The 12216-nt window shown below is 68.8% G+C and carries 11 protein-coding genes; 6 read left to right on the top strand and 5 right to left on the bottom strand.

Annotated features, from left to right (window positions below; all coding sequences use genetic code 11):
* Nucleotides 1–35: 35 nt before the first annotated feature.
* The 4 genes from V6V88_RS04775 (at nucleotide 36) to ruvA (ending at nucleotide 3157) form a co-directional block, all read left to right on the top strand.
* Entirely contained in the window at nucleotides 36–275 is a 240-nt protein-coding gene (locus V6V88_RS04775; RefSeq protein ID WP_006217670.1) for a helix-turn-helix domain-containing protein, read from the top strand.
* 101 nt (nucleotides 276–376) lie between these two features.
* Nucleotides 377–1966 carry a bifunctional phosphoribosylaminoimidazolecarboxamide formyltransferase/IMP cyclohydrolase gene (gene purH / locus V6V88_RS04770; RefSeq protein WP_056321182.1) on the top strand — a complete coding sequence of 530 codons (1590 nt, stop codon included), beginning with the start codon at nucleotides 377–379 and terminating at the stop codon, nucleotides 1964–1966.
* Entirely contained in the window at nucleotides 1966–2514 is a 549-nt protein-coding gene (gene ruvC / locus V6V88_RS04765) for a crossover junction endodeoxyribonuclease RuvC (RefSeq protein WP_056321180.1), read from the top strand. The genes purH and ruvC overlap by 1 nt, the downstream gene beginning before the upstream one ends.
* Nucleotides 2515–2584: 70 nt before the next feature.
* Entirely contained in the window at nucleotides 2585–3157 is a 573-nt protein-coding gene (gene ruvA / locus V6V88_RS04760) for a Holliday junction branch migration protein RuvA (RefSeq protein ID WP_056321177.1), read from the top strand.
* 6 nt (nucleotides 3158–3163) lie between these two features.
* On the opposite strand, the gene V6V88_RS04755 is transcribed toward ruvA, so the two are convergent.
* The 5 genes from V6V88_RS04755 to V6V88_RS04735 form a co-directional block, all read right to left on the bottom strand.
* Nucleotides 3164–4093, bottom strand: a complete 930-nt coding sequence (locus V6V88_RS04755; protein ID WP_226848289.1) for a complex I NDUFA9 subunit family protein — start codon at nucleotides 4091–4093, stop codon at nucleotides 3164–3166.
* 104 nt (nucleotides 4094–4197) lie between these two features.
* Complete coding sequence (locus tag V6V88_RS04750; RefSeq protein ID WP_223574390.1) at nucleotides 4198–5163, bottom strand: threo-3-hydroxy-L-aspartate ammonia-lyase; 966 nt, start codon at nucleotides 5161–5163, stop codon at nucleotides 4198–4200.
* A 105-nt stretch (nucleotides 5164–5268) separates the two neighbouring features.
* A complete protein-coding gene (gene ruvB / locus V6V88_RS04745; RefSeq protein ID WP_056321167.1) occupies nucleotides 5269–6342 on the bottom strand; it encodes a Holliday junction branch migration DNA helicase RuvB in 1074 nt (357 codons plus the stop codon).
* Nucleotides 6343–6427: 85 nt separating this feature from the next.
* A complete protein-coding gene (locus V6V88_RS04740) occupies nucleotides 6428–8014 on the bottom strand; it encodes an ATP-binding protein (RefSeq protein WP_062840348.1) in 1587 nt (528 codons plus the stop codon).
* Nucleotides 8014–8715, bottom strand: a complete 702-nt coding sequence (locus V6V88_RS04735; RefSeq protein ID WP_056321163.1) for a response regulator — start codon at nucleotides 8713–8715, stop codon at nucleotides 8014–8016. Before V6V88_RS04735 ends, V6V88_RS04740 begins: the two co-directional genes overlap by 1 nt.
* A 255-nt stretch (nucleotides 8716–8970) precedes the next feature.
* Between V6V88_RS04735 and V6V88_RS04730 the strand changes: the two genes are divergently transcribed.
* Complete coding sequence (locus tag V6V88_RS04730) at nucleotides 8971–10272, top strand: fimbrial protein (RefSeq protein ID WP_338619550.1); 1302 nt, start codon at nucleotides 8971–8973, stop codon at nucleotides 10270–10272.
* Between the two features lie 93 nt (nucleotides 10273–10365).
* Nucleotides 10366–12195, top strand: a complete 1830-nt coding sequence (gene recQ, locus V6V88_RS04725) for a DNA helicase RecQ (RefSeq protein WP_056321158.1) — start codon at nucleotides 10366–10368, stop codon at nucleotides 12193–12195.
* Nucleotides 12196–12216: the final 21 nt, after the last annotated feature.

The following is a 12216-nucleotide window of genomic DNA, read 5'->3' as shown; positions in this document are numbered from 1 at the left end:
CGCCTCAACACCAACATAAAAATATCTGTACTCAAATGAGCAAGAAAGATGTCCTGGAAGAATGCGTGCGCGCCAGCCTGGAGCGCTATTTCGAAGACTTGGGCGAGTCCGAGCCCCACGATATGTGGGACATGGTCATGCGCTGCGTGGAGCGCCCGGTGCTTGAAGTAGCGCTGGAGCGGTCGGGCGGCAACCAGTCCCGGGCGTCCGAGATGCTGGGCATCACCCGCAACACCCTGCGCAAGAAGTTGCTGGCGCACAATATCCAGGTATAGATTTCCCTCGCGCGGGCGGCGCACGCGTCGCGCCGCCGCCGCTTCCAGATTTCCCATCCGACCAGAACGAGAAAGGCGCTCCCGCCCCACTCCGTCCCATCATGAAAATCGAAACCGCCCTGCTTTCGGTGTCCGACAAGACCGGCATCGTTGAATTTGCCCGCGCCCTGGCCGCGCGTGGCGTGCGCCTGCTCTCGACCGGCGGCACCGCCAAGCTGCTCGCCGAATCCGGCCTGACCGTCACCGAAGTGGCCGCTCACACCGGTTCGCCCGAGATCCTGGACGGCCGCGTGAAGACGCTGCACCCCAAGATCCACGGCGGCCTGCTGGCCCGCCGCGACAGCGCCGAGCACATGGACACCATCAAGGCGGCTGGCATCGATCGCATCGACATGCTGGTGGTCAACCTGTATCCGTTCCGTGAAACCGTGGCCAAGCCCGATTGCACGTTTGCCGACGCCGTCGAGAACATCGACATCGGCGGGCCCGCGATGCTGCGCGCCGCCGCCAAGAACCACGGCACCGAAGCCGGCGGCGTCACGGTCGTGATCGACCCGGTCGACTATTCGCGCGTCCTGGCCGAAATGGACAAGGGCGGCGCCACCTCCTACGGCCTGCGCCTCGCGCTGGCCGCCAAGGTCTACGCCCACACGGCCGCCTACGACGGCGCCATCGCCGCCTACCTGACCAGCCTGACCGCGGCCGAGCCCGAGCAGGACGCCGTGCCCGCCCGTAACGAATGGCCCGGCACGCTGACCCTTCAGGTCAAGCAGGAGCAGGCGCTGCGCTACGGCGAGAACCCCCATCAAAGCGCCGCCTTCTACGTGGACGCGCAGCGTCCGGCGGGCCTGCTGGGCAACTACCGCCAGCTGCAGGGCAAGGAACTGTCCTACAACAACATCGCCGACGCCGACGCGGCGTGGGAATGCGCGCGCAGCTTCGAAGCGCCCGCCTGCGTCATCGTCAAACATGCCAACCCCTGCGGCGTGGCCGTTGCAGCCGACACGCTGGGCGCGTACCAGCAAGCCTTCAAGACCGACCCGACGTCGGCCTTCGGCGGCATCATCGCCTTCAACCGTCCGGTCGACGCCGCGACGGCCGAGGCCGTGAGCGCGCAGTTCCTGGAAGTGCTGCTCGCCCCCGCCTACGACGGCGCCGCGCTGGCCATCCTGGCCGCCAAGAAGAACGTGCGCGTGCTGGAAGTGCCGATGGGCACCGGCCAGAACGCCTTCGACATCAAGCGCGTGGGCGGCGGCTGGCTGGTGCAGACGCCGGACGCCTACAACGTGCCGCGCGACGCCCTGAAGGTCGTCACCAAGCGCCAACCCACCGAGCAGGAAATGAACGACCTGTCGTTCGCCTGGAAGGTTGCCAAGTACGTCAAGTCCAACGCCATCGTGTTCGTGGGCGGCGGCATGACCCTGGGCGTGGGCGCAGGCCAGATGAGCCGCATCGACTCGGCGCGCATCGCGTCCATCAAGGCGGAAAACGCCGGCCTGACCCTGAAGGGCTCGGCCGTGGCATCCGACGCGTTCTTCCCGTTCCGTGACGGCCTGGACGTGGTGGTGGCGGCGGGCGCGACCTGCGTGATCCAGCCCGGCGGCAGCGTGCGCGACGACGAAGTCATCGCCGCCGCCGACGAGCACGGCATCGCCATGGTGCTGACCGGCACCCGCCACTTCCGCCACTGATGCGCGTCCTCGGCATCGATCCCGGCCTGCGCCGCACCGGCTTCGGTGTGATCGATGCCGAAGGCTCGCGGCTGCGTTACGTGGCCAGCGGGACCATCGTGGTCCCGCCGGCGCTGACGCTGTCCGAACGCCTGAAGGTCATCCTGGACAACCTGCGCCAGGTGGCCCGCGACACGCAACCCGACGTGGCCGCGCTGGAAATCGTCTTTCTGAACACCAATCCCGCGTCCACCCTGCTGCTGGGCCAGGCCCGCGGCGCGGCGCTTTGCGCGCTGGCCGACAGTTCGCTGGACGTGCACGAGTACACCGCGCTGCAGATCAAGAAGGCCGTGGTCGGCACCGGCCGCGCCGCGAAAGAGCAGGTGCAGATGATGGTGCAGCACCTGCTGGCGCTGGATGGCATGCCGGCCCCCGACTCGGCCGACGCGCTGGCCTGCGCGATCTGCCACGCGCACGTGGGACCGCTGCAGGACAAGCTGGAACGCCTGGGCAGCGCGCTGCGCATGGGTGGCAAGACCCGCATCCGCAATGGCCGGTTGATCGGCTGAGCGCCCTCCCGTATAGAATCCCCGCATTCGCCGCGCGTTCCGCGGCCGCCACCATTGCAGGTCTCTCACCATGATCGGAAGAATCACCGGAACCCTGATCGAAAAACTGCCCCCCACGATCTGCGTGGATGTGGGCGGAATCGGGTATGACATCGACGTGCCCATGAGCACGCTGTATTCGCTGCCCGAGACGGGCGCGCGCGTCACGCTCTACACGCACCTGACCGTGCGTGAAGACGCGCACATCCTGTATGGATTTGCCTCGGCCGGCGAGCGCAGCGCGTTCCGTGAGCTCATCAAGGTCAGCGGCATCGGCGCGCGCACGGCGCTGTCCGTGCTGTCCGGCCTGTCGGTCGCGGACCTGGCGCAAGCCATCACACTGCAGGAATCGGGCCGCCTGACCCGCGTGCCCGGCATCGGCAAGAAAACCGCGGAACGGCTGCTGCTGGAGATGCGCGGCAAGCTGGGCGCGGACATCGGCGCAACGGCGCACGTCACGCACGACAACCAGTCCGACATCCTGAATGCCTTGCTGGCGCTGGGTTACTCGGAAAAAGAATCGCTGTCGGCGCTGAAGACGCTGCCCGAAGGCGTGGGCGTGTCCGACGGCATCAAACAGGCGCTGAAGGCGCTGGTGCGCTAACTGGCGCTAGGCCGCCGCCTTGCCGTGCTGCAGGTAGCGCGGCGCCACGGCCTCAAGGCCCGTGGGCACCACGTGCAACTCGGGGGCGATGGGCCCGCCGCAGACGTTGTCGCGGCGCAGGGAGTCCAGGTTATCCCGCGACATCAACGGCGTGCCCGGCATGCATTCGAATAGCCGGGCCTGCATGCGCCCCACCCCCATCGGCATGCTGATGACGGGGCGCGGATGCCCGCTCCAGGCGGCGCACAGGCGCGCGATCTCGCCCAGCGTGTAGACCTGCGGTCCGCCCAGTTCGTAGGTCTTGCCGCAGGTGTGGGTGTCGGCCAGCGCGTTGACCATGGCGGTCACCACATCGCCCACATAGATGGGCTGCATGCGCGCATTGGCGCCCGCCAGCGGCAGCACCGGCAGCCAACGCGCCAGCGACGCGAACATATTGGTGAAGTTGTCGTCGGGTCCGAAAAGCACCGAGGGGCGGAAGATGGTCCAGCAGATGTCGGGCCGGCCTTGGTAGGCCGCTTTGATGGCGGCCTCGCCGTCGCCCTTGGAACGCTGGTACATGCTGTCGCCGCTGGAGTCGGCGCCCAGCGCGCTGACGTGAAGCAGGCGCCGCACGCCATGGCGCACACAGGCCTGCGCAATGCGCTGCGGCAGATGCACGTGAGCGCGCGCGAAATCGGACCCATACGGCCGGCCCACGTTGCCGTGCAGGATGCCCACCAGATTCACGACGGCATCGCACCCTTGCACCATGCCATCGAGCGCGGCATCGTCGTGGATGTCAGCCTGAAGCAGCGTGACGGTGGGAAGTAATTGCAGGTCGCGTCCGCGGGCAAGAAGCCGCGTGGGCACGACGATCTGATGCGGGTCCGCGCAAAGCCGTGCTACCAAGTGGCGGCCGATGAAGCCCGTGCCGCCAATGACAAGGATACGCATGGCGTAGCCTCCGGTTCGTCAGGATCGAGGTTCGATTCTGCCCTGCAAGGTCGGCATGCGCAAGCGCGCGCGAGCGGGGCGCCGCGCGCGCCGCTTGATGCGCGTCAGCCCGCCAGCAGCTTTGCGTAGGCCGGAAGATCGACGTTGCCGCCGCTGATGATGACGCCTACCCGGGCCCCGCGCACCGGCACCACGTTCTGCATGACGGCCGCCGCCGCCAGGCAGCCCGTGGGTTCCACGACCATCTTCATGCGTTCGGCAAAGAACTTCATGGTCGTCACGAGCTGTTCATCCGTCACCGTGACGATGTCGCGCACGTACTTCTGGATGAGGGGGAAGGTGAGATTGCCCAGATGCGTGGTGGCGGCGCCGTCCGCCAGCGTCTTGGGCGCGGGGATTCGGACGATTTCACCCTTGCGCAAGGACTGCTGCCCGTCATTGCCGGCTTCGGGCTCCACGCCGTAGACCAGGCAGCGCGGGCTGAGCGCGAAGGCGGACAGGGCCGAGCCCGACAGCAGGCCGCCGCCGCCCAGGCACACGAAAAGGTAATCGAGCTCGCCGACTTCCTCGAACAATTCCTTGGCGGCCGTGCCCTGCCCCGCGATGACGTCCTCGTGGTCGTACGGCGGGATCAGCGTGGCGCCGGTTTCGGCCTGGATGCGGCGGGCGATGGTCTCGCGGTCTTCGGTGTAGCGGTCGTACGTGACGATCTTGCCGCCGTAGCCTTCTGTGGCCGCGCGTTTGGCCGCGGGCGCGTCCAGCGGCATGATGATGGTGGCCTGGACCCCTTGCAGCCGGGAGGCCAGCGCGATGGCCTGCGCGTGATTGCCCGACGAGAAGGTCACGACGCCTGCGGCCCGTTGCTCGGGCGTAAGGCGCGCGATCGCGTTGTAGCCGCCCCGGAACTTGAAGGCGCCCATGCGCTGGAAGTTCTCGCACTTGAAGAACAGCGACGCGCCGGCGATGGCGTCGGCGGTGGCCGAGGTCAGGACGGGCGTGCGGTGTGCGTTGCCAGCCAGGCGCTCGCTGGCGCGCACGACATCATCATAGGAGGGCAATTCGGGCTGCATGGAATGAGGTCCTTAGATCGCGAGGGGGGGAAACGAAACCCTCGGATCATAAACCCGCCGACCCGATTTGCGCGCCGCCCGAAGGCATGACGGCGCGCGGGCCGCCTATTTGCCGAAGAGGTCGCCGCTGCCGCCCGTGGTGCCTGCGGGCGGCGCGAGACCCAGGTGGCGCCACGTGGTCAGCGTGGCCGTGCGGCCGCGCGGCGTGCGTTGCAGATAACCGTGCTGGATGAGGTACGGCTCGATGACGTCCTCGATCGTATCGCGCTCTTCGCCGATGGCCGCGGCCAGGCTGTCCACGCCGACCGGACCGCCATCGAACTTGTGGACGATGGCTTCGAGCAGCTTGCGGTCCATCAGGTCCAGGCCCTGCGGATCGACTTCCAGCATCGCGAGCGCGCGGCCCGCCACGTCGGCGTCGATGGTGCCGCCCGCCTTCACCTCGGCGTAGTCGCGCACCCGGCGCAGCAGGCGGTTGGCGATACGCGGCGTGCCGCGGGCGCGGCGCGCCACCTCGGCCGCGCCGTCCGGCGTGATGACGGCATTGAGCAGGCCCGCGCTGCGCGTCACGATGCGGCCGAGATCCGCGGCGTTGTAGAACTCGAGCCGCGACACGATGCCGAAGCGGTCGCGCAGCGGATTGGTCAGCATGCCCGCGCGGGTCGTGGCGCCCACCAGCGTGAAGGGCTGCAGGTCCAGCTTCACGCTGCGCGCGGCCGGCCCCTCGCCGATCAGGATGTCGATCTGGAAGTCTTCGAGCGCGGGGTAAAGGATTTCCTCGACCACGGGCGACAGGCGGTGGATCTCGTCGATGAAGAGGACGTCGTTCTTTTCCAGGTTGGTCAGCAGCGCGGCCAGGTCGCCCGGGCGTTCGAGAACGGGGCCGGACGTCTGACGCAATTGCACGCCCATTTCGTGCGCAATGATGTGCGCCAGCGTCGTCTTGCCCAGGCCCGGGGGGCCGAACAGCAGCACGTGGTCCAGCGCCTCGCCCCGCTTTCTGGCCGCGGCAATGAAGATTTCGAGCTGTTCGCGGGCGCGTTGCTGCCCGACATATTCTTCCAGCGCCTTGGGCCGCAACGCGCGTTCGATCGACTCCTCGTTGGGCGACACCGGCTGCGGCGTCACGATGCGGGGGGCGTCGGGACGGGAGGAAAGCGAATCGGACTGGATGGCCATGGTGCGGGGTACGGGCAAAGGACGAAGCAGGATGAATCGTACCGTAGCGCGGGCTGCCCCGGGGCCGTCCCCGGGGCCAGGTCGGTCAGGCGGCCTGGGAAAGCGGCAGCCGCACGCGCACGCACAACCCGCCCGACGGAGCTTCCCGCAATTCGAGCGATCCGCCATGCGCCCGCGCAATGGCCTCGGCCAGCGCCAGGCCCAGGCCCACGCTGCCGGTGCGGGTACGCGCGTCGTCAAGCCGGCTGAAAGGCCGCAAGGCCTCCTGGCGGCGTTCCGGCACGATGCCCGGCCCGTGATCGGCCACGTCCAGCACCGCGTAGCCTTCCTCGCGCCGTAGCGCGACGTCCACCGGCGGCGCGCCGTGATTCAGCGCGTTGCCGATCAGGTTGTCCAGCAGGCGCCCCAACGCCACGGCGTCGGCCTGCACCACGGCGCCGCTGGCCTGGGCATCGGTGTTCAGGCCGATCGCGGTGCCGGCGCCCTGCCAGGCGCCCACGCGCTCGGTCAGCCATTCGGACAGCACGATGGGCGCATAGCGGTAGGCCGCCGGATCGGTGCCGCGCACGAAACCGATGAACTGGTCCACCATGTGCTGCATGTCGCGCAGGTCGGTGCGCAGCCCTTCCTTCAGCGTCGAATCGTCGGCCATCTCGACGCGCAGCCACATGCGCGACAGCGGCCCTTTCAGGTCGTGCGGCAGCCCGGAAAGCAGCGTGCGCCGCACGGAATCGGACTCGGACAAAGCGTCCAGCATGGCATTGAAGCGTTCGCCCAGCACGCGGGTTTCGTGCGGACCCGAGGGTTCCACGCGCTGGGGCTGGCCCGCGGCAAGCTGGTCCGCGGCGTCGGCCAGCCGCGTGATCGGGCGCGTGATGTGCCACGAAAAACCCACGGCCAGCAGCAGCAGCAATCCCAGCCCGCCCAGCCAGGCGGCGATGAAGGGCGTGGCGACGGGCGGATCCAGCCGGTCCAGCGGAATGACCAGCCACTCGCGCAGCCGCGGCGCGTCTTCGGTGGCCGGGTTGGGCGCCAGCGAAATGAAGATTTCCGGCGTGGGGCCGCGCGACAGCGCCACGCGCGTGCCGTCGTTCAGGCGTTCGTTGAGCTGCTGGACCAGCACGCGCAGGTCGCGGCGAATATCGTCGGGCTCGGGCTCGGACTTGTGGCGGCGCGCGTGCTCCTCGCGGGCACGGTCGCCCTCGCGCTGGGCATCGCTGCCAGCGTCTGCCTGCGCCGCATCGGTTTCGCGTTCGTCGCCGTGCACCTCCGGCGGCGGCGGCGGAGGCGGACCGTGCAATTGCGAATCCTGGGCGGGCGGGGGTGCGGGAGGCGGCGGGCGCGGCGCGGCACGCGGCGGCGGACGGCGGCCATTGAAGCGCTGCAGCTTGGCTTCGGCGGGCAACACGCGCGACCACAACCGCCACTGGTTCTGCGATGCGGCGCGCACGAAGTCGGCGCGGTCTTCGGCCGGCACCTGGGACACGGCGGCGCGCAGCGTGCGGATGGTGGTGACGATATAGCCGATGGCCACGTCTTCCATGAACTTGTGCCGGAAGTACGACACCGTCACCAGCGTGGCGGCCTGCGTCAGCAGGACCGATCCGAGGATCAGCAGGATCAGCCGCGCCCGCAGCGAGCGGGGCACGAGAATGCCGGGGGAAAAGCGCATCAGGGAGAGAACCGGTAACCGATGCCCCAGACGGTCTGGATCCAGCGCGGCTGCTTGGGATCGTCCTCGATCACGCGGCGCAGGCGCAGGATCGCGATGTCGATGGCGCGGTCGTTGCGCTCGCCGGCGTCGTCGTCGCGGGCCAGCGCCAGCAGGCGTTCGCGCGACAGCGGCTTGCCCGCATTGCGCACCAGGGCTTCAAGCAGGTTGATTTCGCCGCCGGTCAGCTTGACCACGGTGCCCTCGCGGGACAGCTGTCGCGTGGAGGGGTCAAAGACAAACGGGCCGAAAGCGACCGGCGCGTCCTTGGTGAGCGCGGACGGGCCGCGCTTGCGGCGCAGCACGGCCTCGATGCGGGCCAGCAGTTCGCGGGGGTCGAAGGGCTTGCCGACGTAATCGTCGGCGCCGGCCTCCAGGCCGATGATGCGGTCCACGGCTTCGTCGCGCGCGGTCAGCAGGATGACGGGGATGTCCTCGCCCTGCTCGCGCAGGCGGCGGCAGGCATCGGCGCCGTCGCCGCCCGGCAGCATGCGGTCCAGCACCAGCAGATCGGGCGCGTAACGGGTGATGCGCGAGGAGAGGTCGGTCGCGTCCGGGGCCAGCAGCGTGTCGTAGCCATGCCGGTTCAGGTAGTCGGCCAGCAGCTGGCGCAGCGCCGGATCATCGTCGACGACCAGCAGCTTGGTGTGGGAATTGTCCATGGGCGTGATAGTGCGGCGCGGCGCGCTCGCCTGCAAGGGGCAGGAAATCATCTGAAATATACCCGTTGCACGATGTTGGCCGGATGTTTCGGGCTTTTCGCGATCGGACGTGCCCCAGACACGCGACTGCCCTAGAATGGCGCTTCGCCTGCCGCCCCTCGTGGACTTTTCTAAAGATCGTTTACAGATGCGCGGCAGCGCGCTCTCTACACTGTCCCCATGGTCGCCACAGCTAACATCTGGCGCAGAGGGCTGTTGCACGCGGCATTGACGGCCGGCCTTGCCTGGCCGATGGCGCCTGCGTTTGGCGACGAGCCTGACGTGTCCCCGTTTACCTTTACGCCGCCCCCGGCGGGCGAGGCCACGCGCGTGGCGCGCGGCATTGGCGTGCTCTCGCCGGTTCAATCCCTGCCGGTGCGCCCCGCCCCGTCGCTTGTCGACCGGGCCGTGCCGCTGGACCCCACACCCTGCGACCTGCACGCGACCGAACCCGGCATGGACACCTCGGTGCGCGACGGCGGCCCGGATACGGCCGACGTGTTCATCCCCGGCACGGGCCTGGGCCTGACCGGCAGCGCGCCGCCGGTTCCGCTGACGTGCGATCCGCTGGCGGCGCCCGCGTCCGCGGCGGACATCCCGCCGGATTATTCCTTTGCGCTTGAAGACGGCGACCTGCCGAGCGTGCCGGTCGTGGTGATCTCCGGCGTCTCCCGCCCCTCGCGCCCCTGGTTTTCGTCCGTGAGCGGACAGGACGGCCTGCGCTATGGCGGCAGCCGCAACTGGGTGTACCGCAATACCTCCGGCCCGTCCCTCACGGTGGGCAACGTCAACCCCAATGCGCCCGCCTGGGGCAGCGGCGCGCCGGTGGGCGGGCTGCAGATCGCCAACTGGGGCGGCAGCGGCGCCACATTGCCGGAAGGCAGCTTCGGTTATTCGTCCTCGCTGGGCAAGCTCAACCTCATGGACCCGGCCGCCCAGTCCGGGGCCGTGGACTACGGCGCGTCCGTCGGCAGCGGCAGCGTACGCTACGGCCTCACGCCGGTGCTGACGGTGGAAGGCCAGATGCAGAGCGCGCCGTCGCTCACCACGCGCGGCGTGGGCACCACGTACAACGCCGGCGAATTCGGCACCTTCCGGGCAGGCGCCACGCAAAGTTCGTTCGATGCGGCCAGCGGCTACCGCTACCGCTTTGGCTACAGCGTGGATGTGGCCGACACCGTGACGCTGGGCTACACCAACGAACAGATCGGCGCGGGCTACGGCGACCTGTCGACCTATTCCGACGGCGTCTCGTCCGCCCCGCAGACCCGCAATACGGTCTCTGCGGGCGTGCCGCTGTCGGGCTGGGGCACGTTGAGCGGCACGTATTCCGGCCTGCGTGAGGGGTCGGTGCTGGCCGAGCAGCGCGTGGGCCTGTCCCACAGCATGTTCGTCGCCCCCAAGGTCAAGCTGGCCGTGGGCGCGGACCGCGACATCGTGACGGGCGACTATGGCTGGCGCGCCAACCTGAGCATGCCCGTGGACACCTTCATGCGCGGCACCTGGCTCAGCTGGTAAGCGCCGGGAACGCGGACCAAAAAATCCCCCTGGGATGGGACCTGCCGGAATTGGGGCTTAAAATCCCTGCCATGATGCTTCCGGCCTACCCCCATGTCTGACGCGCGCGCCCTCGGCGTGTTGCAGCGCGTTTTCGGTTACGAATCCTTCCGCGGCGACCAGCAAGCCATTGTCGATCAGGTGATCGGCGGCGGCGACGCCCTCGTCCTCATGCCCACCGGCGGCGGCAAGTCGCTGTGCTACCAGATTCCCTCGCTGGTGCGCGAAGGCACGGGCATTGTCGTGTCGCCCCTGATCGCGCTGATGCAGGACCAGGTCGACGCCCTGACGGAACTGGGCGTGCGCGCGGCGTTCCTGAATTCGACGCAGGAATGGCGCGTGGCCCGCGACGTGGAGCAGGCGTTCCTGGATGGCGAGCTCGACCTGCTGTATGTCGCGCCCGAACGCCTCCTGACCGACCGATGCCTGCAGTTGCTGGACCGCGGCCGCATCGCGCTGTTCGCCATCGACGAAGCGCATTGCGTGTCCCAATGGGGTCACGATTTCCGTCCCGAATACCTGGGCCTGTCCATGCTGCACGAGCGCTGGCCGGACGTGCCGCGCATCGCGCTCACGGCCACGGCCACCGCCGTCACCCGTACCGAGATCGCGCAGCGCCTGTCGCTGGACGAAGCGCGCCATTTCGTCTCGAGCTTCGACCGCCCCAACATCCGCTACCGCATCGTCGAAAAGAACGAGGTGCGCAAGCAGCTGCTGGACATGATCCGCACCGAGCACGAAGGCGAATCCGGCGTGGTGTACTGCCTGTCGCGCGCCCGGGTGGAAGAGACGGCCGAATTCCTGTGCAACCAGGGCATCGATGCGATGCCGTACCACGCGGGCCTGAGCGCCCAGGTGCGGGCGGCCAACCAGTCGCGCTTCCTGCGCGAGGACGGCGTGGTGATGGTCGCCACCATTGCGTTCGGCATGGGCATCGACAAGCCGGACGTGCGCTTCGTGGCGCACATCGACCTGCCCAAGTCGGTCGAAGGCTACTACCAGGAAACCGGCCGCGCCGGCCGCGACGGCCTGCCCGCCACCGCATGGCTGGCCTACGGCTTGCAGGACGTGGTGCAGCAGCGCCGCATGATCGACGAATCGCCTGGCGACGAGTCCTATCGGCGGCGCCTGGGCCAGCAGCTCGACGCCATGCTGGGCCTGTGCGAAACCGTGGAATGCCGGCGCGTGCGCCTGCTGGCGTACTTTGGCCAGCAGATCACCGCGTGCGGCAACTGCGACGTCTGCCTGGATCCGCCCCAGGCGTGGGACGGCACCGTCGCGGCGCAGAAGGTGCTGTCGGCGGTGTACCGGCTCTGGAAGGAACGCGGCCAGCGCTATGGCGCCGGCCACATCATCGACATCCTGCGTGGCAAGGTCACCGACCGCACCCAGCAGCATGGCCACGAGACGCTCAGCGTATTCGGCGTGGGCGCCGACCTGTCCGACACCGCCTGGCGCGGCGTGCTGCGACAGCTATTGGCGCAGGGTCTCTTGACGGTGGACAACGAAGGCTTCGGCACGCTGGCCCTGACCGAAGGCAGCCGCGCCGTGCTAAAGGGCGAACGCCAGCTCATGCTGCGGCGCGAGTCCGAGAAGAAACCGCGGTCGGGCAAGACGGGCAGCGGACGGCCCAAGGCGGCGGCGATCGACCTGCCGGCCGAATTGCAGCCCGTGTTCGAAGCCCTGCGCGCCTGGCGCGGCGAAGTCGCCAAGAGCCACGGCGTGCCCGCCTACGTGATCTTTCACGACGCCACGCTGCGCGAGATCGCGCTGGCGCAGCCCGAGTCCATGGACGACCTGAGCCACATCAACGGCGTGGGGGCCCGCAAGCTGGAAGCCTACGGCGAAGAAATCCTGCAGCGGGTGGCGCGGCCGGTGCTGTAGCGCCGGCCCGGGCGCCCCGCC

Origin of the sequence: Achromobacter sp. E1 (assembly GCF_037039475.1) — a bacterium.
In the GTDB taxonomy this organism is placed as follows: Bacteria; Pseudomonadota; Gammaproteobacteria; order Burkholderiales; family Burkholderiaceae_B; genus Achromobacter; species Achromobacter mucicolens.
Note: the sequence above shows the minus strand (reverse complement) of the source record. Positions and strands in the feature narration are given on the sequence as shown.